The sequence below is a fragment of the Stenotrophomonas sp. X genome, assembly GCF_055721025.1.
Genome location: NZ_CM146756.1, coordinates 3,521,668 through 3,546,136 on the forward strand (window position 1 = coordinate 3,521,668; position 24,469 = coordinate 3,546,136).

General features: G+C 67.6%; 17 protein-coding genes. 7 read left to right on the top strand and 10 right to left on the bottom strand.

Annotated elements, in window-relative coordinates; all coding sequences use genetic code 11:
• The first annotated feature begins 58 nt into the window (after positions 1-58).
• A complete protein-coding gene (locus ACZ75I_RS16230; protein WP_180867602.1) occupies positions 59-964 on the top strand; it encodes a LysR family transcriptional regulator in 906 nt (301 codons plus the stop codon).
• A 167-nt stretch (positions 965-1,131) separates the two neighbouring features.
• Here the strand turns inward: ACZ75I_RS16230 and ACZ75I_RS16235 are convergent, their stop codons facing one another.
• Together ACZ75I_RS16235 and ACZ75I_RS16240 are read right to left on the bottom strand one after the other, a co-directional pair.
• Positions 1,132-4,293, bottom strand: coding sequence for an efflux RND transporter permease subunit (locus ACZ75I_RS16235; RefSeq protein ID WP_061479563.1), 3,162 nt, complete (start codon positions 4,291-4,293; stop codon positions 1,132-1,134).
• Positions 4,294-4,297: 4 nt separating this feature from the next.
• Positions 4,298-5,428 carry an efflux RND transporter periplasmic adaptor subunit gene (locus ACZ75I_RS16240; protein ID WP_472958304.1) on the bottom strand — a complete coding sequence of 377 codons (1,131 nt, stop codon included), beginning with the start codon at positions 5,426-5,428 and terminating at the stop codon, positions 4,298-4,300.
• Between the two features lie 118 nt (positions 5,429-5,546).
• Here ACZ75I_RS16240 and ACZ75I_RS16245 point away from each other — a divergent pair, with 118 nt between their 5' ends.
• The 3 genes from ACZ75I_RS16245 (at position 5,547) to ACZ75I_RS16255 (ending at position 8,385) form a co-directional block, all read left to right on the top strand.
• The gene (locus ACZ75I_RS16245; RefSeq protein WP_072167595.1) at positions 5,547-6,227 is read left to right on the top strand and encodes a TetR/AcrR family transcriptional regulator; all 681 of its coding nucleotides are present in this window, start codon (positions 5,547-5,549) and stop codon (positions 6,225-6,227) included.
• A 135-nt stretch (positions 6,228-6,362) separates the two neighbouring features.
• Positions 6,363-7,010, top strand: a complete 648-nt coding sequence (locus ACZ75I_RS16250) for a protein-L-isoaspartate O-methyltransferase family protein (RefSeq protein ID WP_049416694.1) — start codon at positions 6,363-6,365, stop codon at positions 7,008-7,010.
• A 16-nt stretch (positions 7,011-7,026) separates the two neighbouring features.
• Positions 7,027-8,385 carry a TolC family outer membrane protein gene (locus tag ACZ75I_RS16255; RefSeq protein WP_005419128.1) on the top strand — a complete coding sequence of 453 codons (1,359 nt, stop codon included), beginning with the start codon at positions 7,027-7,029 and terminating at the stop codon, positions 8,383-8,385.
• A 96-nt stretch (positions 8,386-8,481) separates the two neighbouring features.
• Here ACZ75I_RS16255 and ACZ75I_RS16260 read toward each other — a convergent pair whose 3' ends face one another.
• Both ACZ75I_RS16260 and waaA read right to left on the bottom strand, forming a co-directional pair.
• Positions 8,482-9,732 carry an amino acid transporter gene (locus tag ACZ75I_RS16260; protein ID WP_180867609.1) on the bottom strand — a complete coding sequence of 417 codons (1,251 nt, stop codon included), beginning with the start codon at positions 9,730-9,732 and terminating at the stop codon, positions 8,482-8,484.
• Positions 9,733-9,955: 223 nt separating this feature from the next.
• Positions 9,956-11,254, bottom strand: coding sequence for a lipid IV(A) 3-deoxy-D-manno-octulosonic acid transferase (waaA, locus tag ACZ75I_RS16265; RefSeq protein WP_065178339.1), 1,299 nt, complete (start codon positions 11,252-11,254; stop codon positions 9,956-9,958).
• A gap of 60 nt (positions 11,255-11,314) precedes the next feature.
• On the opposite strand from waaA, the gene ACZ75I_RS16270 reads away from it, so the two are divergent.
• Positions 11,315-12,232 carry an LpxL/LpxP family Kdo(2)-lipid IV(A) lauroyl/palmitoleoyl acyltransferase gene (locus ACZ75I_RS16270; RefSeq protein ID WP_180867611.1) on the top strand — a complete coding sequence of 306 codons (918 nt, stop codon included), beginning with the start codon at positions 11,315-11,317 and terminating at the stop codon, positions 12,230-12,232.
• Positions 12,233-12,379: 147 nt separating this feature from the next.
• On the opposite strand, the gene ACZ75I_RS16275 is transcribed toward ACZ75I_RS16270, so the two are convergent.
• The 4 genes from ACZ75I_RS16275 to ACZ75I_RS16290 form a co-directional block, all read right to left on the bottom strand.
• The gene (locus ACZ75I_RS16275) at positions 12,380-12,829 is read right to left on the bottom strand and encodes an REP-associated tyrosine transposase (RefSeq protein WP_072167598.1); all 450 of its coding nucleotides are present in this window, start codon (positions 12,827-12,829) and stop codon (positions 12,380-12,382) included.
• Between the two features lie 150 nt (positions 12,830-12,979).
• On the bottom strand, positions 12,980-14,311 hold the full coding sequence (locus ACZ75I_RS16280) for an O-antigen ligase family protein (protein ID WP_180867615.1): 1,332 nt from the start codon (positions 14,309-14,311) through the stop codon (positions 12,980-12,982).
• Positions 14,292-15,407, bottom strand: coding sequence for a glycosyltransferase (locus ACZ75I_RS16285; RefSeq protein WP_061479571.1), 1,116 nt, complete (start codon positions 15,405-15,407; stop codon positions 14,292-14,294). Before ACZ75I_RS16285 ends, ACZ75I_RS16280 begins: the two co-directional genes overlap by 20 nt.
• 15 nt (positions 15,408-15,422) lie before the next feature.
• Positions 15,423-15,620: a zinc-finger domain-containing protein gene (locus ACZ75I_RS16290; protein WP_005410967.1), complete on the bottom strand. Its 198-nt coding sequence runs from the start codon at positions 15,618-15,620 to the stop codon at positions 15,423-15,425.
• A gap of 418 nt (positions 15,621-16,038) precedes the next feature.
• On the opposite strand from ACZ75I_RS16290, the gene ACZ75I_RS16295 reads away from it, so the two are divergent.
• Together ACZ75I_RS16295 and ACZ75I_RS16300 are read left to right on the top strand one after the other, a co-directional pair.
• Complete coding sequence (locus ACZ75I_RS16295) at positions 16,039-19,383, top strand: GH92 family glycosyl hydrolase (protein ID WP_472958307.1); 3,345 nt, start codon at positions 16,039-16,041, stop codon at positions 19,381-19,383.
• Positions 19,380-20,123 (top strand): basic secretory protein-like protein, encoded by a 744-nt coding sequence (locus ACZ75I_RS16300; protein WP_472958308.1) that lies wholly within the window; start codon positions 19,380-19,382, stop codon positions 20,121-20,123. Before ACZ75I_RS16295 ends, ACZ75I_RS16300 begins: the two co-directional genes overlap by 4 nt.
• A gap of 385 nt (positions 20,124-20,508) precedes the next feature.
• Here the strand turns inward: ACZ75I_RS16300 and ACZ75I_RS16305 are convergent, their stop codons facing one another.
• Both ACZ75I_RS16305 and ACZ75I_RS16310 read right to left on the bottom strand, forming a co-directional pair.
• On the bottom strand, positions 20,509-22,800 hold the full coding sequence (locus ACZ75I_RS16305) for an NADP-dependent malic enzyme (protein ID WP_012481213.1): 2,292 nt from the start codon (positions 22,798-22,800) through the stop codon (positions 20,509-20,511).
• A 230-nt stretch (positions 22,801-23,030) separates the two neighbouring features.
• Positions 23,031-24,374, bottom strand: a complete 1,344-nt coding sequence (locus ACZ75I_RS16310) for a dicarboxylate/amino acid:cation symporter (RefSeq protein ID WP_180867619.1) — start codon at positions 24,372-24,374, stop codon at positions 23,031-23,033.
• Positions 24,375-24,469 lie beyond the last annotated feature (95 nt).

The following is a 24,469-nucleotide window of genomic DNA, read 5'->3' on the forward strand; positions in this document are numbered from 1 at the left end:
TGCAGAAAATGCGGATAAAGCCCGCCACTTTGACTTAACTTTCCAGAGCCAGCGAACAATGGACCGGATCGATCGCTTCCGCATCTTCACCCGGGTCGTGGAGTGCGCGAGCTTCACCCGCGCCGCCGACCAGCTCGGCCTGCCCCGCTCCACGGTCTCGGCAGCCATTGCGGAGCTGGAGCAGCGGCTCGGCACCCGCCTGCTGCAGCGCTCGACCCGCCGGGTGTCCACCACCCACGACGGCGACGTGTTCCATGCCCGCTGCCTGCGCCTGATCGCCGAGGTCGAAGACGCCGAATCGCTGTTCCTCCAGGTCGACGCCCAGCCGTCGGGCCTGCTGAAGATCGACGTACCCAGCCGCATCGGCCGCCGCATCATCGCACCGGCGCTGCCCGGGTTCTTCGCGCAGTATCCGCAGGTGGAAGTGGACCTGGGCATGACCGACCGCGCGGTGAACCTGATCGAAGACGGTTGCGATGCGGTGCTGCGGGTCGGCCAACTGGGCGATTCCAGCCTGGTGGCGCGCACGCTGGGCCAACTGGATTTTGCCAACGTTGCGGCGCCGGCCTACCTGCGCGAACACGGCGTGCCGCAGCATCCTGCCGACCTGCCGCAGCATCGCGCGGTGAACTACGCGTCGCCGACCACGGCACGGGTGGAACCGTGGGAGTGGCAGGACGGCGGCCAACTGCGCACGCTGCCGATGCCTGGCTGGGTGCGTGTGAACAGCGCCGAGGCATCGATCGCGTGCTGTGTGGCGGGGTTGGGTCTTTTGCAGATTCCGCGCTACGACGTACAGGCCGAGCTGCAATCCGGCGCGCTGGTGGAAGTGATGCCACAGCACGTCGCACAGCCATTGCCGGTCACCCTGCTGCAGCCGCATCGGCAGCACCGTGCGCTGCGCGTGCAGGTGTTCATCGAATGGCTGCTGCCGGTGCTACGGATCGGTCTGCAGCTGCGGTAGATCCATGCCCTGCGTGATGCTTGTGTAGAGTCGAGCCATGCTCGACTCATCCCATCAACGCGCGAAGAGCAGCCGAGCGTGGCTCCGCTCTACAGAAAGCAGGTACCGCGAGCAGTGCCAACCAAGGTTGGCACCTGCCAGAGGCGCTGGCCGTGGACGCCGGGGCATCACGCCCCGGATTCATCGGGCTTCACCCGGAACCACGCCGCGTACAACGCCGGCAGGAACACCAGGGTCAGCACCGTACCGACGATCAGGCCGCCCATGATCGAGATCGCCATCGATCCGTAGAACGCGCTGCGCGACAGCGGAATCATCGCCAACACGGCTGCCAGTGCGGTCAGCACGATCGGGCGGAAGCGGCGCACCGTGGCGTCGATGATCGAATGCCAACGGTCATGCCCGGCATCGATGTCCTGCTGGATCTGGTCGATCAGGATCACCGAGTTGCGCATGATCATGCCGGCCAGTGCGATCGTGCCCAGCAGCGCCACGAAGCCGAACGGCGCCCGGAACAGCAGCAGGAACAGGGTCGCGCCGATGATGCCCAGCGGCGCGGTCACCAGCACCATCGCTGCACGCGAGAAGCTGCGCAGCTGCAGCATCAGCAGCGTGGCCACCACCACCAGGAACAGCGGCATGCCGGCCTTGATCGAGTTCTGGCCACGCGCCGAATCCTCCACGGTACCGCCGGTTTCCAGCAGGTAACCACTGGGCAGCTCGGCACGGATGCCGTCCAGTGTGGGCAGGATCTGATGCACCACGTCCAGCGCCTGCATGCCATCACTGATGTCAGCGCGCACAGTCACCGTCGGCAACCGGTTACGGTGCCAGATGATGCCGTCCTCGAAGCCGTACTCCATCGTCGCCACCTGCGACAGCGTGATGCTGCCACCGTTGGCGGTGGGCATCGACAGGCTGGACAGCAGCTCCAGCTGGTTGCGCTCATCGGCCGGCCCGCGCAGCAGCATCTCGATCTGGCGATTGCCCTCGCGATACACGCTGACCGATTGCCCGGCCAACGAACTGGACAGGAACTGGCTGACCTGGGCGCTGCTCACGCCCAGCGCGCGGGCGCGCTCCTGGTCGACCACCAGGCGCACCACCTTGCTCGGCTCGCTCCAGTCCAGGTTGACGTTCATCACGTGCGGGTTCTCCCGCACCTTGGCCTCGACCTGGCGCGCGATCGCCTGCACCTTCTCGATGTGCTCGCCGGAGATGCGCATCTGCACCGGATAGCCGACCGGCGGACCGTTCTCCAGGCGGGTCACGCGCATCTGCACGTCCGGGAACTTCGGGATCACCTCGTGCAGCAGCCAGTCGCGGGTGCTTTCGCGTGACCTGATGTCCTTGGCCAGCACCACGAACTGGGCGAAATTGGTCGCCGGCAGCTGCTGGTCCAGCGGCAGGTAGAAGCGCGGCGAACCGGTGCCCACATAGGACACGTAGTTGGCAATGCCCTCGCGGCTGGACAGCAGCTTCTCCAGCTTCTCGGCCTGGGCCTGGGTCGAGCGCAGCGAGGCGCCCTCGGCCAGCTCGATGTCCACCATCAGTTCGGGCCGGGTCGAGTCCGGGAAGAACTGCTGCGGCACGAAGCGGAACATCATCAGCGAGAACACGAACAGGCCGATGGTCGCCGCGATCACCCACCAGCGATGCCGCAGGCAGGTATCGAGGAAGCGACGGAAACTACGATAGAACGGGCGCTGGTACGGATCGTGGTCGTGCCCGTGCTGCGGCGGCGCGATCAGGTTGGCCAGCGCCGGATAGCGGTCGGCCCACTGCTGGCGCTTGGCGTGCCAGCGCGCGGACAGGCTGCCCGGCTTCGGCGGCTGCGGATTGAACAGGTCCGGCAGCATCTTGTCGCCCAGGTAAGGGATGAACAGCACCGCTGCGATCCACGACACCACCAGCGCGATGGTCACCACCTGGAACAGCGAGCGGGTGTATTCACCGGTACTCGATGCCGCAGTGGCAATGGGCAGGAAGCCGGCCGCGGTGATCAGGGTGCCGGTCAGCATCGGGAACGCGGTCGACTCCCAGGCGAAACTGGCGGCGCGCAGGCGGTCATAGCCCTGCTCCATCTTGGTGGCCATCATCTCCACCGCGATGATCGCATCGTCCACCAGCAGGCCCAGCGCCAGCACCAATGCACCCAGCGAGATCTTGTGCAGGCCGATGTCGAAGTAGTGCATGACGAAGAACGTCATCGCCAGCACCAGCGGGATGGTCACGCCCACCACCAGGCCGGTGCGCAGGCCCAGCGAGAAGAAGCTGACCAGCAGCACGATCACCACCGCCTCGGTCAGTACCTGCACGAACTCGCCGACCGACTCTTCCACCGACTGCGGCTGGTCGGACACTTTGCGCAGCTGCATACCGGCCGGCAGGGTCTTCTGCAGGCGTTCGAACTCGGCATCGAGGTTGGCGCCGAGCTTGAGGATGTCACCGCCATCCTTCATCGCCACCGCCAGCCCAATCGCCTCTTCGCCCATGAAGCGCATCTTCGGCGACGCCGGATCGGCGAAGCCGCGCTTGACCTCGGCGATGTCGCCCAGGTGCACGGTGCGGTCACCGGCGCGGATCGGGAACTGGCGGATCGCTTCGATGTCGTTGAACTGGCCGGTCACCCGCAGCTGCACGCGATCGGTGGCGGTCTCGAAGAAGCTGGTGCCGGTCACTGCATTCTGGTCGGCCAGCGCCTGCTGCACCTGCTGCATCGACACGCCCAGCGTGGCCAGCCGGGTGTTGGACAGTTCGATCCACACCTTCTCGTCCTGCAGGCCGACCAGGTCGATCTTGCCGACGTCGGGCACCCGCTGCAGTTCCAGCTGGATGCGGTCGGCGTAGTCGCGCATCACCGCATAGTCGAAGCCCTTGCCGGTCAACGCATAGATGTTGCCGTAGGTGTCGCCGAACTCATCGTTGAAGAACGGACCGACGATCTCGCGTGGCAGCGTCGGGCGGATGTCGCCCACGCGCTTGCGCACCTGGTACCACAGGTCCGGGATCTGCCTGGAGCGCAGGCTGTCGCGCGCCATGAAGATGATCTGCGATTCGCCCGGGCGCGAGTACGAGCGGATGAACTCGTACTCGCCGGTATTCATCAGCGCCTTCTCGAGCGGCTCGGTCACCTGCCGCGAGACCTGCTCGGCAGTGGCCCCGGGCCACAACGTGCGCACCACCATCGCCTTGAAGGTGAACGGCGGGTCCTCGGACTGGCCCAGATGCTTGTACGACCATGCGCCGATCAGCGCGAAGGCCAGCATCGCAAACAGCACCAGCGGGCGGTTGGACAACGCCCACTCGGAAAGATTGAAGCGGCGCACCGGCTTACTCCCTGGCCTTGGCGGCAGCGGCCGGCGTAGCCGGCTTCAGCACGGGACGGTTCTGCCGGTCCACGGCGATCACCGGTTGACCGGCCCGCAGCAGGTGGCCACCCGCAGCAACCACCCAGTCACCCGCGTTCACGCCGGACAGCACCGGTACCGTCTCGCTGCCAAACGCACCGGTGGTAACCGTTGCGGCCCTCAGCGTGCTGTTGCCCGGATCGACCACCCATACGCTGGCGGCACCATTGGCACCGCGCTGCAGCGCGCCCAGCGGCAGCTGCAGGGTGCCGTGGCGACCGGCGCTGCTGTAGACGCGGGCACTCTGGCCCAGTTCGACGTCGGCCAGCGCATCGGCGGGCAGACTGACCCGGGTCGCATAGGTACGTGCCTGCGGATCGGCAGCGGCGGCGATCTCCCGGATCGTGCCCGGCAGGCGCTGGCCGGGGCGGTTCCACAACTCCACCTCGACCGGCTGTCCCACCGCATAGTCGCGGATGGTGGCCTCGGGCAGGTCGATCAGCACTTCGCGGCCACCGTCGGCGGCCAGGTTGAAGATGGTCTGCCCGGCGGACACTACCTGCCCGGCCTCGGCCTCGCGGCTGGCGATCACACCGTCGGCCGGCGCGCGCAGCTGTGCGTAGCCGGCCTGGTTGCGCAACACATCGAGGTTGGCGCGGGCGGCGTTGGCCTGGCCCTGCGCAGCCTTGAACGCGGCGGACTGCTGGTCCAGCTGCGAGCGGCTGACCAGCTGCTGGTCGGCCAGCACCTGGTAACGCTTGAGGTCATCGCGGGCACGCACCAGATCGGCTTCGGCTGCCGCCAGCTGCGCCTGCGAGGCACGGGCCTGCAGCGCGAAGTCGGCCACATCCAGCTCGGCCAGCACGTCGCCCTTCTTGACCCGCTGCCCGGCATCGACGTGGCGCTTGACCAGATTGCCGCCAACGCGGAACGACAGCGGGCTTTCCTGCCGGGCACGCACCGTGCCCGGGAACGCCGCCGGCGCCTGCCCGGCCTGCTCGCCGGGGTGAACCACCAGCACCGGTACGGCCGCCGGTGGCGCCTGTTCCTGCCCCGAACAGGCTGCCAGCGCAGCCATCCACACCATACCGCCCATCCAGCGCACGATCTTCATCGGTCAACGTCCTGAAACGCAGGGTTGCAACTAAGGAGGGAGCCGCGACTGCCGGCCCAATTTAATAAACCGGCCGGTATAGTATAAATATCGAACCGCTTGGTCTAGTATTGTTGCGATGAGTTCTCCCACTTCCCGCAAGCCGTCGGCCAAGCCCGCTGCCAAGGCCGCCGGACCCGGGCGCCCCAAGGACCTCGGCAAGCGCGCGGCGATCCTTGAAGCAGCCAAGGCACTGTTCATCGAACAGGGGTATACCGGCGTGAGCATGGACACCATCGCCGCTCAGGCCGGCGTCTCGAAGCTGACTGTGTACAGCCACTTTGGCGACAAGGAGACGCTGTTCTCCGAGGCGGTGCAGTCAAAGTGCGTTGAAATGCTGCCCGACGCGTTGTTCGTAGCCGACGCGGACGGCCCGCTGCGCGACCAGCTGATCGGTATCGGCCTGGCCTTCTTCGAGCTGATCACCTCCGACGCGGCGATCTCGATCCAGCGCATGATGATGGCGCCGGAGACCGACGAACGCCTGCGCGCGCTGTTCTGGAAAGCCGGCCCCGAGCGTACCTGCGAGGCGCTGGCCGATTTCCTGCGCGCCCGCGCCGAACGCGGCGAACTGGAGATCACCGACTGTGCTCTGGCCGGCGAGCAGTTCCTGACCCTGGTCAAGGGCGAAGTGCACATGCATATGATGTGCGGCATGCCACTGTCGCCCGTGGAATGCGACCCTGTTGCCCACGTGACCGCCAGCATCGACTTCTTCCTGCGCGCCTACGCGCCGCGAGGGGCCGGAACGGCTGAATAACCAAAACTGAACGAACCGGAGGTCGCGATGACTTCCGGCACTGCGACCCCGGCCCCCGGCAGCTGATGCTCTGGGCGCGCCGCCGGCCTCCGGCACCGGTAAAATGGCCGGCCCACTGCGCTGGATTTGAACCTCATGACGATTGATTACGCCCACGCCCGCGAACTGATGGTGGAACAGCAGATCCGTCCCTGGGACGTGCTGGACATCAAGGTGCTCGACGTCCTGGCCCGCCTGCCGCGCGAGGCCTTTGTCGCCGACGCGCACCGGGCACTGGCCTACGCCGATGTCGAACTGCCGATCGGCCACGGCCAGAAGATGATGAAGCCGGTCATCGAGGGCCGTACCCTGCAGGCACTGGACCTGCAGCCGGGTGACGAAGTACTGGAAATCGGCACGGGCAGCGGCTTCCTGTCGGCCTGCATCGGCGCGCTGGCGCGCGATGTGCTGAGCCTGGAAATCGACCCGGAGCTGGCCGCCGCTGCGCGTGCCCGCCTGGACGCCTCCGGCCTGGGCAGCAACGTCCGCGTGGAAGTGGCCGATGCCCTGTCCTGGCAGACCGAACGCCGCTTTGACGTGATCTGTGTCACTGGTGCGGTCGACGTGGTGCCGTCACAGTTCGCCTCGTGGCTGCGTCCGGGTGGCCGCCTGTTCGTGATCCACGGCCGCTCGCCGGCGATGGAGGCCCTGCTGGTCAAGGCCGACGGCAGCTCCGAGTCCCTGTTCGAGACCGATATCGATTACCTGCGTGGTGCCGCCCCGGCCCCCCAGTTCCACCTCTGAGTCCAAGGAAGCCGCAATGATCCGCCGATCCCTCGCTGTTGCGCTGGCCACTGCCCTGCTGCCGTTGTCCGCCCATGCCGCCGACCTGCTGCAGGTCTACGAAATGGCCCGCAACGGCGATCCGCAGCTGTCGGCCGCCGAATCGACCCGGCTGTACGACAAGGAAGGCGCCGTGCAGGCGCGTGCCGCCCTGCTGCCGCAGATCAACGGCCAGGCCGCGCTGAACCGCACGCGCAGCGAGCCGAACGCCGACGCCAACTCCGGCTCGTTCACCAACAAGCGCCGCACCTACACGATCGACGGCAGCCAGACGCTGTTCAACTGGACCCAGATCAACAACCTGCGCTCGCAGCGTGAACTGAGCAAGGCGGCGGACTTCACCCTCGAATCGGCCAACGACAACCTGATCGTGCGCACCTCGGCGGCCTACTTCAATGTGCTGGTGGCGATCGAATCGCTGAACGCCGCACAGACCAATGAAGCGGCCGCGAAGAAGCAGTTCGACTTCGCCGACAAGCGCCTGGAAGTGGGCCTGGCGCCGATCACCGACGTGCACGAAGCACGCGCCCAGTACGACCAGGCGCGCGCCAACACCATCATTGCGCAGAACACCCTGGCCGATAACTACCAGGCCCTGACCGAACTGACCGGCCAGCCGGTGACCAACCTGCGTGGCCTGCCGGCGGACTTCCGCCCGGAAGTGCCGGCCAACCGCGGCAACATCGACGAGCTGGTGCAGCAGGCCACCACCCAGAATCCGGCGCTGAAGGCGCAGGAGCTGAAGGTCAGTGCCGCTGAAGCCGGCGTGCAGGCTGCCCGTGGTGGCCATTACCCGACCCTGTCGCTGGGCGGCAGCTGGGGCAAGAGCGCCACCTGGGGCGACAGCACCGGTGCCGGTTCGCTGTCGCCGGATGCGCGCACCAACAGCATCGGCCTGACCCTGAGCGTGCCGATCTTCTCCGGTGGTGCCACCCAGTCCGGCGTGCGCCAGGCGCTGGCGCAGCGTGACATCGCCCAGGACGGCTACGAGCAGCAGAAGCGTGCCCTGGATCGCAATACCCGCAATGCCTACCAGACCCTGGTGCAGGGCATCAGCGAAGTGGAAGCCCGCCGCCTGGCGGTGGTTTCGGCGCAGAGCGCGTACGACGCCTCGCAGGTGGGCCTGGAAGTCGGTACCCGTACCGTGCTGGATGTGATCCAGAACCAGCGCATCCTGTTCTCGGCGCAGCTGGACTATGCCCAGGCCCGCTACACCTTCCTGCAGAACCGCCTGCTGCTGAGCCAGTCGCTGGGTGCGCTGGACGTGGCCGAACTGCAGGACGTCAATCGGCTGCTGACCCAGGACGCGGGCAACCCGGCCACGACCACGCACTGAGTCGCCGCCCCTGCAACGAAAAAGCCACCCGCGAGGGTGGCTTTTTTGCAGGTGCTGCATCCACACGCGCGCCCCCCGGCGTGGCCCCACGAACCGTCAGCCCGGCCATGCGCGCAGGCGTTCCAACGCCGCAAGCACGCACAGCGCGGCTGCCAAAGGGGCCAGCATCGACATCATCAGCCCGCAGCCGGCTGCGCCTTGCCGGGTGTCATCCCGACGCCGCCGCAGCACCGCCAGGCACAGCGCCGCCATCACCACCAGCGTTGCCGGACCCGGCAGCGCCGGCAAGGTGCCCTGCGGCAGCCCCAGCACCAGCATCACCGCCGGCAGCGCAACCACCATTGCGCTCAGGCCCGTGCGGGATCGTCCCGCCGCGTCAGCTGCGCGGGGCCACAACGATGTGGCCAACCGGACGGCCAGCATCAGCAGCACCAACTGCAGGGCGGCCAGGCCCGCTGCCCCGGCCAGGGGCAACAATGGCAGCATCCACTGCAGCTGGGGGTGCACCTGCAGCGCCACGGCCAGTGGCCGGGTACTGGCGAGCGCGGAAAACTCGACCAGCCCGGCCTGCAATGCTGCCAGCACGATCAGCAGCAGCATCGCCAGCAACGAGACCAGCGCCAGCACCGCCGGCTGCCACATCGCACCCTGGCGGCGCAGCGCAGGAAAGCCCAGTGCCAGGCCCACGCTGGCAAATATGCCCAGCAGCGGCACCGCAGCCGCCAGCACGCCCCCCAGCCCGAAGCGATACGGCGCGGTCGCCGGAGGCAGCCAGGGAATCCAATGCCCGTAGTGCACGTGACGTGCCGCTAGCGCCAGCAGCAACACCCCCACACCGATCTTCACCGTCAGCAGCGCACAAGCCGCCAGGGCCACGCCCCGCGGCGGCAGCAACGCGAGCGCGCTCAACATCAGCAGACCCACGGCCGCCGCTATCTGCACGGGCAGCCAGTCGTTGGCATGGAGGCCTCCGGTAGCCAGCACGGCATGTACATGGCGGGCCATGGACTGTGCCGCGCCCGCCGTGGTCGCCGTCAGCTCAAGCAACAGGATCGTGCCCAGAACGACGGCCACCCGTGGCCCCCAGCTGGCGGCCAGCAGCCCGTACAGGCCATCGGCCGCCGGCAGTCGCAGCACCAGATCCTGCAGGCAGCACAGCACCAGGCCAGCCCCCAGTGCGGCCAGCAACAGGCTCAGTACGATGGCGGGGCCAGCCTGTGCCGCCGTGTGCTGGCCCACCAGCGCGATCACGCTGCCGCCCACCAGCAGCGTCAGTGCCACCACAGCCAGGTGGTCCATCCCCAAGCGCGCCCCACCGGTGCCGTCCCTGCCCCTGTCGCCGTCCATCGCAAGTTCCCTTGATATCCGCCCAAGCGCGGTCGACAGCAGGCTGGCAGCCTGCGTCGTCCTGCGGAATCGGAATCGGTGCTGCGTGCGCCACGATGTGATGGCAGGCACGCTGCCATCGGCAGGGTCGGTCCAGCAACGACAGAAAAATCGTCGCTAAGCAGAATTGATGAAGTTGATCACGACAACGCAGCGCAGCGCCGCCGACGCCGCAACGCCGGGATCACTCGCGTGGCGGTGGCAGGTGCGGTGCGACCAGCGCAAGCGTGCGCTGCAGCGCGCCACGGCCATTGCTGACCAACGTGCAGCCCGCACGCGCCATGTCCTCGCGGGCCTGCGCATCTTCAAGCAGATGCTGCAGCAGGTCGCCCACCGCCTGCGCGTCTTCGCCGATCAGCAGCGCACCGGCCTCGCGCATGCGCCGGGAGATTTCCGCGAAGTTGTGCAGGTGCGGGCCGGTCACCGCTGCGGTTCCCATCGCAGCGGGCTCCAGCAGGTTGTGGCCACCGATGGCCTGCAGGCTGCCGCCGACGAAGGCGACCTGGGCGCAGGCGTAGAACGGCATCAGCTCGCCGAGGGTATCGATGACGAACACGTCTGTGGCGGCGTGCGGCCACTGGTCCACGCGGCGGGTCGCCACGCTCCAGCCCTGTTCGCGCGCCAGCGCTTCCACCTTGGGGAAACGTTCGGGATGGCGCGGTGCCCACAGCAGCAGCAGATCCGGATGCTGCTGGCGCAGGCGGCGGTGCAGGTCGATCACCGCCTGCTCTTCGCCGTCATGGGTACTGGCGGCGATCCATACCGGGCGCGCGCCCGGCACCCGTGCATGGAACTGTTCGACGAAGCCCTGCACGTCCGGCGTGGTGATGTCGAACTTCAGGTTGCCCAGTGCCTGCACCTGGCCGGGCTCCGCCCCCAGCTGCACGAAGCGCTCGGCATCGTCCTGCGACTGCGCGGCCACGCAGGTGACGGTGCGCAGGGCGCGGCGGATCAACGCGGCCAGCAGCCGGTAGCCGCGCAGCGAACGCGCCGACAACCGGGCATTGAGGATGTAGACCGGAACACCACGGTCACGGCAGCCGAACAGCATGTTCGGCCACAACTCGGTTTCCAGGATCAGCGCCAGGCTGGGCTGGAAATGGCCGAGGAAGCGGTTGACGCTGCCCGGCACGTCGTACGGCAGGTAGACATGGTCCAGCGCGTCGCCCCAGAGCGCACGCACGCGCTCGGAGCCGGTCGGAGTGATGGTGGTGATGACCCAGCGGATGTCCGGGCGCTGCTGGCGCAGGGCATTGACCAGCGGCGCGGCGGCATTGACCTCGCCCACCGAGACCGCGTGCAGCCACACCCGTGGCTGGCCGGTCGGCTGCGGATAGGAGGCGTAGCGTTCGTCCCAGCGCCGGAAGTACTCACGGACCCGGAAACCGCGCCAGACCAGGTGGTACACGGTGATCGGCAGCAGGATATAGAGCACGACCGAGTACAGGCCGCGCAGGATCCATTCGACAGGGTCTTTACGCATGCGGCAAGGATACGGGAGCCCCCCGGGAAAGACACGCGGCCGCCTTGGTAGAATGGCCCCATGTCAGATGCCTCCACCGCCGTCCGCCCGTCGCTGCGCGATCCGCGCAACTGGCCGATGTTCGCCGCCATGTTCGGCGCCTTCGCCATCGCCCGCCTGCCGTGGATGCTGCAGCGCGCGCTGGGCCGGGGCGTCGGCTGGATCACCTGGCGCCTGCTCGGCAGCCGCCGCCGCGCCGCCGAGGTCAACCTGCAGCTGTGTTTCCCCGAGAAGGACGAAGCGTGGCGGCAGCGCCTGGTGCGCGACAGTTTCGATGCGCTGGGCGTCGGCGTATTCGAGTGCATCCGCGCCTGGTGGGGCAGCATCGACAGCATCCGCCCGCGGGTACGGATCGAAGGCCTGGAACACCTGCGGCAGATGCAGGCCGAAGGCCGCGGCGTCCTGCTGGTCTCCGGCCACTTCATGACCCTGGAGATGTGCGGCCGCCTGCTGTGCGACTACGTCGATCTTTCCGGCATGTACCGCAAGCACAAGAACCCGGTGTACGAGTGGGCGGTCAAGTTCGGCCGCCTGCGCTATGCCAAGGCGATGTTCGCCAACGAGGACATCCGCGCGACCGTGCGCCACCTGAAGAAGGGCGGTTTCCTCTGGTACGCGCCAGACCAGGACATGCGAGGCAAGGACACGGTATTCGTGCCGTTCTTCGGCCACACCGCTTCGACCATCACCGCCACCCATCAGCTGGCGCGCATGACCGGCTGTGCGGTGATTCCGTACTTCCACCGGCGAGAAGGCGGAAAGTACTTCCTGAAGATCGGCGCGCCGCTGGAGAACTTCCCCAGCGAGGATGTGGAAGCCGATACCACCCGGGTCAACCAGGCCATCGAAGCGATGGTGCGAGAGGCTCCCGACCAGTACCTGTGGATCCACCGCCGCTTCAAGCGCCAGCCCGGCGGCCGGAGTGATTTCTACAAATAGCGGTGCGGCGGGAGGGTTTCATCCACGCATGGCGTGGATCTACTTTCCTGTGCAGCTTCATCCACGCATGGCGTGGATTTGATGACGCGGAGCATTCTGAAGTAGATCCACGCCATGCGTGGATGCTCTACATCCGGATGGCGGCACCTACAACGGCCAACGGCACCATGCGTGCGGGTACTCACCCAACGTGCTGGCCAGGCCCGCACGGACCGGATTGGCCATGATGTACATCGCCTTCTCATGAAGGGATTCATCGCTGCGTACGGCGTGATCGTGGTAACCGCGCTGCCACAGCGGCCCTTGTCGCTCCAATCGCCGGTTCAACAGACGGCTGCTGCGTGATTTGAGCAGGGCCATACACTCGGCCAGGGTTCCTCCGCGCAGCTCCATCAGCCAGTGCAGATGGTCGGGCATGACCACCCAGGCGAGGCTATGGCTGAAGCCCTTGCGCTCTACGAAGCGCAGTGTGTCGATAAGGATCGCCACGTTTGCCGCATCGGCGAACAACGGTTCGCGGCCGAGGGTTGCTGTGGTCAATGAGTACACGTTGCCGGATCGGGAATACCGACCGTAGCGAAGTCTGGGGCTGGCCATGCCTCCAGCGTGCGATACGCATGGAAACACCGGTAGTGGTGGTTGACCGGTATTCGCGTCGGGAAAGCTCCATCCACGCATGGCGTGGATCTACCAAAGCAGGCTCCGTTCGGTACATGCAGTAGAGCCGCGCCATGCGTGGATGAACGATCAGACCACCGTCGGCGTGTCGCCCGCGTCCCGCGCCAGCAGGCTGCCGGCGAACAGGGCTGCCAGCAGCACCGTCAGGCCACCCCAGAACGCGGAATAGAACGCCAGGTGCGTATTGAGCGGGAACACCGTGACCGCCAGCGCCAGCATCGCCGGCCGGGCGCGATCACGCGCAGCCGCCGGGGCATAGCGCCAGGCCCGCCAGGCCTGCGCCACCGCCGCCAACCACAGCAGCAGGCCCAGAACGCCGGTCTCGGCAAGGATTTCCAGCACGATCTGGTGGGCGTGCAACGCCGGTTGGTTGCCCCACACGGCGGGGCCCTCATCTGACACGCAGGCCGGATACGCATCGCGGAAGCCGCGCGCACCGACACCGTTGACCGGATGCTCCTCGATCATGCACACCGCCGCGGTCCAGATGCGCGCGCGCCCCGAAAGCGCCTCGTCAACGCCCTGCCCGTCTTCGTTCCATGCCTGCGCCGTGCGCACGACACGCTCGCGCAGCTGCGGCACGCCCGCTGTCAGTGCGGCCGTACCCAGCGCTGCCACCAGGGCCAGCAGCAGCAGCCGCTTCCAGCCGAACTGGCGCATGCCGCTGTAGGCCAGCACCAGCACAAAGGTGATCCACGAGGCGCGCGAGCCTGCCAGCAGCAGCACGCACCCCAGTGCCGCAGCGGCCAGCAGCCACCCTGCATTGCCGAAACGCCGCGCCATCGGCAGCAGCAGGAACGGTGACAGGCTGGCCAGCACCTGGCCGAATTTCAGATTGCAGGGCCCAAGCGCGCCACTGAGGCGGTCGGCCAGTGCGGCTTCGTCGGCCGGGCACAGCGCCTGGCCACTCACGGCCAGCTTCAGGTGTTCCAGCGACCAGAACCACGGGCTGGTGCCAGCCAGCGCCTGCACCAGCGCGTCCAGCGTCCACACGCCGGTGATCAGCGCCAGGCCACCGAAGGTCAAGCGCCGCCGTTCCGGCGTGGCCACCGCGATCGCCACCAGCCACATGAAGGGCAGGTAGCGCAGTCCGGCGGCCGCCTTGGTCCACGAGGCCGAAGGGTCGATCGCATCGATGGCCGAAAACGCCTGCGGCAGCCAGTAGCCGAGGAACAGGATCGAGGTCAGCGCCCACGCCGCCGTGCTCAGCAGGTGCGGGCGGCGCTGCAGCCGGCGCATCACCATGCGCGCGGCAGCATAGACCGCGCCAAGGCCCAGCACGGTTTCGGCAATGCCCGGCAGCGGCCACATCGCCACGTACGCCAGCACCCACCAGGGCGCCCAGCGCCCGGCACGGTCGTCGCGCACGATGGCAGCGGGGTCAGCCGGCGAGATCGGCATAGAGGCGGAGGGTGTCGCGCTGCATGGCCTGCAGGGTAAACGGGATGCGGGTCGGCAGGGACGGCGGCTGCGCCAGCAGGGCCAGCGCACGTTCACCCAGCGCGTGCGCGTCGCCCAGCGGCACCGCACCGCTGGGCTGCAGCTGCTGCAGCAGTTCGCCGACGCCACCGTGGTCCCAGCCCAGCACCGGGCGGCCGACCGACAGCGCCTCGAGCACGGTGCGGCCAAAGGCTTCCGGCTTGTCCGACAGCTGCAGCACCAGATCGCTGGCGGCGTAGGCCTGGGCGATGCGGACGGTAGGCGTGCTGATCTGTACGGCCTCGGCCACGCCCAGCGCCGCGGCCTGGCGGCGCAGGCCAGCCACGTAGGCCTCGCGCCCGGGTTCGTCGGTGCCCAGCATCCACAGCTGGGCAGGCACGCCGGCGGCACGCACGTCGGCCAGCAGCTGCAGCGCGTGGGCGTGGCCCTTCAGTCGGGTGCCGCGCCCCGGCAGCAGCAGCAGCGGGCCCTCAACCTGCGCCAGCCACGGGTAGTCGGCCGCCAGGGCCAGCCGCGGACGGCGGTCGGCGCGCGCCACGCGCGGGAACTGGTTGACGTCGACACCTCTCGGTACGACCCGCAGTTTTTCTTCCGGCACCGTCGGGTAATGGCGTTGCACGTAGGCACGCACGGTGTTGGACACGCAGATCACGCGTTCGCCACTGGTCATCACCGCGCTGTAGCGGCTGGGCGAGTTCAACCCGTGCACGGTGGTCACCCAATGCGGGCGCTGTGCGGCGGGCATGGCGCGGATCGCGTACAGGCCCAACCAGGCCGGCAGCCGCGAACGGGCATGCACGATGTCCGCACCAACTTCGGCAAACAGCCGGCGCAGGGTCGGCAGATGGCGCAGGGTCAGCAGCGACTTGCGGCCGATATCCAGGGTGAGGTGCTCGGCACCGCTGTCCAGCAGCGGCTGCACCAGGCGGCCGCCGGCAGACACCACCAGCGCGCGATGGCCGGCGGCAACCAGGGCCGCAGCGATTTCCAGGGTCGAGCGCTCGACACCACCGGAGTGCAGCGCCGGCAGCAACTGCACCACGGTCAATCGGCGCATCGAAGGGGCCGCCGTTTAGTCGGCCAGCACGAACACGGACCCGCAGTAGGGGCACTGCGCTTCGCCGTTGGGCTCGTCCTCGATCGGCAGGTACACGCGCGGATGCGAGTTCCACAGCGCCATTTCCGGGGTCGGGCAGCTCAACGGCAGATCGCTGCGGTGCACGGTGTAGCGCTTCTCGGCGTTGGCGGGCGCGGTGGCGGTATGGCTCATGGCGGATTCGGTGAACGGGTTGCGAGGCCTGTGATTCTAGCATCTGGGCCGCAACGACATTGCCCCGCAACGGGCCTTTGCACGCCGCCGCCGATGCCTCGCATCTCCCCGCCGCACGCCGGGCGGCGGTGATTCCGGGGATTTCGCGGTCGTACCGGCAGGTTCGCTCGCCAGAATCGACTCCAGCGATATTTCCCGCATTTGGATCGAACTAAATGGCACTTGCCAGCGCGCGGCGGCTGTTGCAGGATCGGGCCAGGTCGCACCTCGACCCACCCAATCCAACCCGATCGCATGGCCCGCCCCCACCGGACCGGCATCGCCTCTTCCACTGCCAGCCTGGCGGGCGGAGCGATGCTGTCCGTGGTGTCCGCCGATGCGGGTTCGCCCGCCGCCAGCCCTTCCGGGAGACCCTTGCATGACCCTGTCCGATCCGCGCCGCGCCCTGCTTCCGCTCGCCCTGGCCCTGGCCTGTGCGACCCCTGCGATGCCGGTGCTGGCGCAGGGGCTGCAGACCTCGTTCGAACCGGGCGAACCTGCCCCGGCGCAGGCCACCGGTGCGCTTCAGGTCACGATCGGCAATGGACCGGCCGCGCCCTACGCCGCCAAGCGCAACGCCGGCTACAGCGGCCTGCATGCGCTGCGCTACAGCAGCGAAGGCGGCAGCGCGCGGCGCGAACTGTTCAAGGCCGACCTGCCCATCGAGGCCGATACCACGCTGTCGTGGCTGGTGCTGCCGGAAATCGTCGGCAAGGACACCGTCGCCTCGACCTATGTATCGCTGGATCTGCTGCTGGACGATGGCAGCCGCGTTTCGGCCGGTGCGGCACGCGACCAGCATGGCGTGGCGATCGGCGCGCGCGCGCAGGGCGAATCGAAGACGCTGTACCCGCAACAGTGGGCCCGCAAGGCGGTGCGGCTGGGCGACGTGCCCACGCTGAAGGGCCGCCGCGTGGTGGCGATCGAGCTGGAGGTGGCCAGCGCCGAGGGCGCGCCGGTCTCTGGCTGGATTGATGACGTGCGCCTGGATGCCCAACCGCGGCAGCGGCCGCAGCGCGTCTCCGACTGGGTGCTGACCACCCGCGGCACCCAGGCCAACGGCACCTTCTCGCGCGGCAACAATTTCCCGGCCGCGGCGGTGCCGCACGGGTTCAACTTCTGGACCCCGGTGACCGACGCCGGCGCACTGAACTGGCTGTACCGCTGGAACGAACAGAACGATGCGCAGAACCGCCCGCAGCTGCAGGCACTGGCACTGAGCCACCAGCCCAGCCCGTGGATGGGCGACCGCCAGACCTTCCAGGTGATGCCCTCGGCCAGCCGTGGCGTGCCGGACGCCGACCGCCGCAAGCGCGCGCTGTCGTTCGACCGCCGTCATGAAAGCGCGCGCCCCTACCGCTACGACGTGCGCTTCGACAATGGCATCGCTGCTGCCATCGCACCGACCGACCATGCCGCGCTGTTCCGCTTCGAGTTCCCCGAGGGCGGCGACGCCAACCTGCTGTTCGACAATGTCGATGTGCGTGGTGGCCTGACCCTGGACACGGCCACGCAGACCCTCAGCGGCTACACCGATACGCGCAGCGGCCTGTCCAACGGCGCCAGCCGCATGTACGTGGTGGCCAGCTTCGACAAGCCGTGGCGCAGCAGCGGCCGCCTCGACACCGGCCGCCCGACCGGTTACATCAAGTTCAATGCCGGCAGCGACCGGCAGGTGACGATGCGTATCGCCACCTCGCTGATCTCGGTGGAACAGGCGCGTCACAACCTGGCGCTGGAAATCGCCGCCGCCGACACGCTGGAAAGCGTGGCCGGCCGTGCGCAGGATGCATGGGACGCGCGCCTGGCCCGCTTCGACATCGGCAATGCCAGTGACGACCAGAAGACCACCTTGTATTCCAGCCTGTACCGGCTGTACCTGTATCCCAACTCCGGCCACGAGAATGCCGGCAGCGCGGCCGCGCCTGACTGGCGCTACGCCAACCAGGCCAGCGCCAGCGATGACAACACCGAGGGCAGCGCGACCCGCAGCTACGCCGCCGTGCGCGACGGCAAGGTATTCGTCAACAACGGCTTCTGGGACACCTTCCGCACCACCTGGCCGGCCTATGCGCTGTTCACGCCCGACGATGCCGGCCAGCTGGTGCAGGGCTTCATCGAGCAGTACCGCGCCGGCGGCTGGATCGCGCGCTGGTCGTCGCCGGGTTACGCCGACCTGATGGTCGGTACCAGCTCGGACGTGGCATTTGCAGATGCGTGGCTGAAAGGCGTCGGTGGCTTCGATCCGGCAGAGGCCTACGCCGCCGCGCTGAAGAACGCGACCGTGGTCCCGCCTGACCGCCACGTCGGCCGCAAGGGCATGGACCGCTCGACCTTCCGTGGCTACGCCAGCGCGGACGTGCACGAAGGCATGTCGTGGACGATGGAAGGCGCACTGAATGACTTCGGCATCGCCAACATGGCCGAGGCCCTGGCCAAGCGCGCGACCACGCCGGCCGCGCGCGAGCGCTACAGCACCGAGGCCGACTACTTCCGCCATCGCGCCGCCAGCTACGCGACGATGTTCGATCCGGCCGCCGGCTTCTTCCAGGGCCGCAAGGCCGATGGCCAGTGGCGCGTGGACGCCAAGGCCTACGACCCGCGCGTGTGGGGCCACGACTACACCGAATCCAATGGCTGGACCTTCGCCTTCACCGCCGCCCACGATGGCGAAGGACTCGCCGCGCTCTATGGTGGCCGTGACAAGCTGGCAGCGAAGCTGGATGCCTTCTTCTCCACCCCGGAAACCGCCGACCCCGCGTTTGCCGGATCCTACGGCGGCACCATCCACGAGATGACCGAAGCGCGCGATGTGCGCATGGGCATGTACGCGCACAGCAACCAGCCGGCGCACCACATCCCATGGATGTACCTGTACGCCGGGCAGCCGTGGAAGACCCAGCAGCACGTGCGCGAGATCCTGTCGCGGCTGTATGTGGGCAGCGAGATCGGCCAGGGCTATCCGGGCGACGAGGACAACGGCGAGACCTCCGCGTGGTACGTGCTGGCTTCGCTGGGCCTGTATCCGCTGCGCATGGGCGCCCCGGAGTACGTGATCGGTTCACCGGCGTTCGAACATGCGAGGGTGGAACTGCAGGGCGGTGCGGTGCTGACCGTGAACGCGGCCAACAACTCACGCGAGAACGTCTACGTGCAGTCGCTGAAGATCAATGGCAAGCCGTGGACGAAGACCTGGGTGCCGCATGAGCTGATCGCCAAGGGCGCGACGCTGGACTTCGTGATGGGGCCGCAGCCGTCGCGCTGGGGCAGCGGCGTGGACGATGTGCCGCGCTCGCTGACCGCGCGGGGCCAGCGCCCGCAGCTGCTGCACGACCTGCTCGGCAGTGGCGCCAAGGCGACGCTGGCCGATGGTCGCGCCCTGCCAGCGCTGGTCGACGACGATGCCGCCACGACCGTCAGCCTGGGCGGCGGCGCAACCATCGCACTGACCGGCCTGGGCGACGGCGTGCCGACCATGTACACGCTCACCAGCGGTGACGGCCGCATCCAGGGCGGCGAATGGACGCTGGAAGCGCGCAGTGGCAACGGCCGCTGGATCGTGCTCGACCAGCGCAGCGGCGAAGCCTTCGAGTCTGCCCGCCAGACCCGACCGTTCCGCATCGCCAAACCCGGTCGTTACAGCGAGTATCGGCTGCGCCTGGCCGCACCGGGCCGGCTGCCGCTGGCGGAGATCGAACTGTTGGCGCCCAGCGCCGTACAATGAGCCCCATGCGCTACCGTCTGCTGCCTCTGGCCCTTGTTGCCCTTTCCTTCTCCAGCTTCGGCCAGACCCAGGCCTTTGATGCGCAGCTGACCCGCGACGGCGTGACGCTGAACTACCAGGACGCCCGTGGCGCGCTGGCCGCGCCGCAGCGCAAGCGGGTGATCGATACGTTCTACTTCGCCTACCTGCGCGAACGTGCGGACTTCCACCCGGCCGCGCCGTCGATGGTGCGCATCGTGATCGACCCGGCCTACACCGGGATCGCCTTCGTCGGTGACAAGGACCAGGCCGCAACGATCACCATCAACCCGGGTTGGCTGGCGCAGCACCCCAACGACATCGACCTGGTCACCCATGAGGCCATGCACATCGTGCAGGGCTATCCCGACTATGGCGACGCACGGGTGCCGGGTTGGCTGGTGGAGGGCATCGCCGACTACGCACGCGACCGCTACGGCATGGACAATGCCGCTGCGGGCTGGGCACTGCCGGGCAAGGTCGAGAAGGGGCAGAACTTCGACAGCGGCTACCGTGTCACCGGTGCGTTCCTGAAATGGGCCGACGCCGAACATCCAGGCCTGGTGCTGGCACTGGACAAGGCCCTGCGCGACGGCCGCTATGCACCGGCGCTGTGGCAGAAGCACACCGGCAAGGCACTGCCGGCGCTGTGGGCGCAGTACGCCAAGCCGCGTTCCGACGCTCCGCCGCCGGCCCCTGCACGCCGCGGCAAGCGGCGCTGACGCCCACGCTGTCGCCGGCGCCTCAGCGCGACTGCACGAAACCGGCGTACAGCGCGAACAGCTGCTGGAAGTACCGCCGCGTCACTCGATTGCGCATGACACCCTCGCCGATGGGAAGTTGGTCGGGCCCAGGGTGGGAAGGCCGGTCCGGTCCCTTCCCACGGCCGGGCCGCGTGGGCGTATTGGGCCGCAGCGGCGTTGCAGGGAAATGACCGCCGGACTGCAATTCACCGGGTAGCGCCGGGCCATGCCCGGCGGAATGCGAGAAGCGCCGCGCTGCGCGCTCGCCGGGCATGGCCCGGCGCTACCCGATCCGGTTTCCGCTGGGCGGAAACGAAACGCGCCCCGAAGGGCGCGTTTCTGCAGATCGCAGCGGAGCGAAGGCTTACGCCTTCTTCTCCGCTTCGATCTGCTTGCGGATCTGCGCATCGACCGCCGCAATGGCGGTCATGTTCAGGATCCGGCGCGAGGTCGCGCTGGTGGTCAGGATGTGCACCGGCTTGTTCACGCCCATCAGGATCGGGCCGATCGCCACGCCGTCGGTGAACACGCGCACCAGGTTGTAGGCGATGTTGGCCGCTTCCAGGTTCGGCAGCACGAACAGGTTGGCTCGGCCCTGCAGGGTCGAGCCCGGCAGCAGCTTCTGGCGCAGCGCTTCATCCCATGCGGTGTCGCCCTGCATTTCGCCATCCACGTTCAGGCGCGGGTTGCGCTTGAGCAGCAGCTCGCGCACCTGGCGCATCTTCAGCGCATCCTTCGAATCATGGCTGCCGAAGTTGGAGTGCGACAGCAGCGCCACCTTCGGCTCGATGCCGAACAGCTTCATGCGATAGGCCGCCTGCAGGGTCGCCTCGCACAGCTGCTCGGCGGTCGGATCTTCCTGCACGTGGGTATCGACGAAGAAGAACACGCCCTGCTGGTTGATCACGCCGGTCATCGCCGAGGTCGAGGTGACCTTCGGCTCCAGCGGCAGCACGCTGCGCACGTAGCCCAGCTTCTTGTGGAAGCGGCCGACGATGCCGGTCAGCATCGCATCGGCCTCGCCACGGGCGACCATCACCGCTGCGATCAGGGTCGGGCGCGAACGCATCAGGTTCTTCGCCGCGGCCACGGTCACGCCACGACGGCCGGTCAGGCCGTGGTAGTACTGCCAGTATTCGTTGAAGCGCGGGTCGTCGTTGATGTTGGTGACTTCAACGTTCTCGCCGATCTTCAGGCGCAGGCCGAGGCGCTCGATGCGCGACTCGATCACTTCCGGGCGGCCGATCAGGATCGGATGCGCCAGGCCGTCATCGACCACGTTCTGCACCGCCTGCAGCACCACTTCCTCTTCGCCCTCGGCGTACACCACGCGCTGCTTGTCGCTGCGCGCGCGGTCGTACACCGGCTTCATCATCAGGCTGGTGCGGTAGACGAACTGGGCCAGCTTGTCGCGGTAGGCGCCCATGTCCTCGATCGGGCGCGAGGCCACGCCCGAATCCATCGCGGCCTGGGCCACGGCGGCCGACAGTTCCACCAGCAGGCGGCGGTCGAACGGGCGCGGGATCAGGTATTCACGCCCGAAGCTCGGGGTCTCGCCGCCGTAGGCCGAACCCATGTCGGTGGCTGCACGGCGTGCCAGTGCAGCGATGGCACGCACGCAGGCGATCTTCATTTCCTCGTTGATCGCGGTGGCGCCCACGTCCAGCGCACCACGGAACAGGTACGGGAAGCACAGCACGTTGTTGACCTGGTTCGGGTAGTCCGAACGGCCGGTGCCGATGATCGCGTCCGGACGCGCAGCGCGCGCCACCTCCGGCATGATTTCCGGGGTCGGGTTGGCCAGCGCGAAGATCACCGGATCCGGCGCCATGGTCTTGACCATGTCGGCAGTCAGGATGCCCGGTGCCGACAGGCCCAGGAAGATGTCCGCGCCGTCGACGATCTCGGCCAGGGTGCGCTTGTCGGTGTCACGCGCATAGCGCTGCTTTTCCGGGTCCAGGTCGGTACGACCGGTATGGATCACGCCCTCGCGATCGAAGGCCAGGATGTTCTCCGGCTTCAGGCCCAGCTGCACCAGCATGTTCACGCAGGAAATGCCGGCCGCGCCCATGCCCGTGGTCGCCAGCTTCACGTCCTCGATCTTCTTGCCGGTGATCGCCATCGCGTTGAGCACGGCCGCGCCGACGATGATCGCCGTGCCGTGTTGGTCGTCATGGAACACCGGGATCTTCATGCGCTCGCGCAGCTTGCGCTCGACCACGAAGCATTCCGGCGCCTTGATGTCCTCCAGGTTGATGCCGCCGAAGGTCGGTTCCAGCGAGGCGATGATGTCGACCAGCTTGTCCGGGTCGGTCTCATCCACTTCGATGTCGAACACATCGATGCCGGCGAACTTCTGGAACAGCACGCCCTTGCCCTCCATCACCGGCTTGCCGGCCAGCGCGCCGATGTTGCCCAGGCCCAGCACCGCGGTGCCGTTGGAGATCACCGCCACCAGGTTGCCGCGGGCGGTCAGCTCGCTGGCCTGCTGCGGGTCGGCCTTGATCGCTTCACAGGCGTACGCCACGCCCGGCGAATACGCCAGCGACAGGTCGCGCTGGGTCAGCATGGGCTTGGTAGCGGAAACCTTGATCTTTCCCGGCGGGGACATCCGGTGGTAATCGAGGGCGGCCTGTTTGAAATCTTCGTTGGACATCGATGTGGGTTACATGAATGGGCAGAAGGGACAGGGGATGATACCCCCGTTGGAGCGTCCGGACCTGTCGCTATCCTGTCGCAAGCATGCTGCGACCGCACAATTCCGTGCCGTATGCGACGGTACCGCGATACCAGCTTCGGCGCTGCCCATGACAGCCATGGGACGCCCTGAAATGCCGCGGGGCCGTACCACTGACGTGATCGGCCCCGCGGTACCACACACCTGGATCAGCCCTTGGCCGGCAGCGCCTCGGGCAGCGCATCGACCGGCGGCGGCAGTTCGCTCTCGCGGCCATCCAGCGCCAGCTGCAGGCGGTTGCGGTCCAGCGCGCCTTCCCAGCGCGAGACCACCACGGTGGCCACCGCATTGCCGATGAAATTGGTCAGCGAGCGGCATTCGCTCATGAACCGGTCCACGCCCAGGATCAGCGCCATGCCAGCCACCGGCACCTCCGGCACCACGGCCAGGGTAGCGGCCAGGGTGATGAAACCGGCGCCGGTGACACCGGCTGCGCCCTTGGAGCTGAGCATGGCGACCAGCAGCAGGGCGATCTGGTGGCCCAGGGTCAGTTCGGTGTTGGTGGCCTGGGCGATGAACAGTGCCGCCAGGGTCATGTAGATGTTGGTGCCGTCCAGGTTGAACGAGTAGCCGGTCGGGACCACCAGGCCCACCACCGACTTGCTGCAGCCGGCGCGTTCCATCTTCTCCATCAGCGACGGCAGCGCCGACTCCGACGAGGAGGTGCCGAGCACCAGCAGCAGTTCGGCCTTCAGGTAGCGCGCCAGCTTGAACACCGAGAAGCCGCACAGGCGGCAGACCACACCGAGGATCACCGCCACGAACAGGAACGCGGTGAGGTAGAACGAGCCCACCAGCCAGGCCAGGTTGATCAGCGAGCCGACGCCGTACTTGCCGATGGTGAAGGCGATCGCACCGAAGGCACCGATCGGGGCGGCCTTCATCAGGATGTGCACCAGCTTGAACACCGGGGCGACCAGCGCCTCCAGGAAGTTCAGCACCGGCTTGCCCTTCTCGCCCACCATCGCCAGCGCGATGCCGAACAGCACCGCCACGAACAGCACCTGCAGGATGTTGCCATCGACGAACGCGCTGATCAGTGTCTTCGGGATGATGTCCATCAGGAAGCCGACCAGGGTCAGGTCATGCGACTTCTCGACGTAGCTGTGCACTGCGGTCTGGTCCAGCTCGGCCGGGTTGATGTTCATGCCCGCGCCGGGCTGTACCACGTGCGCCACGATCATGCCGACAATCAGCGCCAGCGTGGAGAAGAACAGGAAGTACGCCATCGCCTTGGCGAACACCCGGCCCACCGTGCGCAGGTGGGTCATGCTGGCGATGCCGGTGACGATGGTGAGGAAGATCACCGGCGCGATGATCATCTTCACCAGGTTGATGAAGGCATCGCCGAGCGGCTTCATCTTCTCGCCGACCAGTGGCTCGTAATGGCCAAGGATGGCACCCAGGACGATCGCCACGATCACCTGGAAGTACAGCTGGCGATAGATCGGCAACGGCTTTGCAGGCACCGGTGCTGCGGTCGGGATGTGCATGGCGGACTCCGGAAGGGGCGTTTTCAGGCACGTACGGCCCCGGGACTGCACGGGAGCCGTTACCGTGGAAACTGATCGCAGGCCCTGTACTGCAC

Bases quoted from the DNA above. Each gene is read 5' to 3' on its own strand.
- ACZ75I_RS16305 (WP_012481213.1), bottom strand. From the start codon at position 22,800: ATGTCCAACGAAGATTTCAAACAGGCCGCCCTCGATTACCACCGGATG.
- ACZ75I_RS16280 (WP_180867615.1), bottom strand. From the start codon at position 14,311: ATGCCGATCTCGCCGGCTGACCCCGCTGCCATCGTGCGCGACGACCGT.
- ACZ75I_RS16310 (WP_180867619.1), bottom strand. From the start codon at position 24,374: ATGCACATCCCGACCGCAGCACCGGTGCCTGCAAAGCCGTTGCCGATC.
- ACZ75I_RS16255 (WP_005419128.1), top strand. From the start codon at position 7,027: ATGATCCGCCGATCCCTCGCTGTTGCGCTGGCCACTGCCCTGCTGCCG.
- ACZ75I_RS16245 (WP_072167595.1), top strand. From the start codon at position 5,547: ATGAGTTCTCCCACTTCCCGCAAGCCGTCGGCCAAGCCCGCTGCCAAG.
- ACZ75I_RS16300 (WP_472958308.1), top strand. From the start codon at position 19,380: ATGAGCCCCATGCGCTACCGTCTGCTGCCTCTGGCCCTTGTTGCCCTT.
- ACZ75I_RS16275 (WP_072167598.1), bottom strand. From the start codon at position 12,829: ATGGCCAGCCCCAGACTTCGCTACGGTCGGTATTCCCGATCCGGCAAC.
- ACZ75I_RS16285 (WP_061479571.1), bottom strand. From the start codon at position 15,407: ATGCGCCGATTGACCGTGGTGCAGTTGCTGCCGGCGCTGCACTCCGGT.
- ACZ75I_RS16240 (WP_472958304.1), bottom strand. From the start codon at position 5,428: ATGAAGATCGTGCGCTGGATGGGCGGTATGGTGTGGATGGCTGCGCTG.
- ACZ75I_RS16250 (WP_049416694.1), top strand. From the start codon at position 6,363: ATGACGATTGATTACGCCCACGCCCGCGAACTGATGGTGGAACAGCAG.
- ACZ75I_RS16295 (WP_472958307.1), top strand. From the start codon at position 16,039: ATGACCCTGTCCGATCCGCGCCGCGCCCTGCTTCCGCTCGCCCTGGCC.
- waaA (WP_065178339.1), bottom strand. From the start codon at position 11,254: ATGCGTAAAGACCCTGTCGAATGGATCCTGCGCGGCCTGTACTCGGTC.
- ACZ75I_RS16260 (WP_180867609.1), bottom strand. From the start codon at position 9,732: ATGGACGGCGACAGGGGCAGGGACGGCACCGGTGGGGCGCGCTTGGGG.
- ACZ75I_RS16290 (WP_005410967.1), bottom strand. From the start codon at position 15,620: ATGAGCCATACCGCCACCGCGCCCGCCAACGCCGAGAAGCGCTACACC.
- ACZ75I_RS16270 (WP_180867611.1), top strand. From the start codon at position 11,315: ATGTCAGATGCCTCCACCGCCGTCCGCCCGTCGCTGCGCGATCCGCGC.
- ACZ75I_RS16230 (WP_180867602.1), top strand. From the start codon at position 59: ATGGACCGGATCGATCGCTTCCGCATCTTCACCCGGGTCGTGGAGTGC.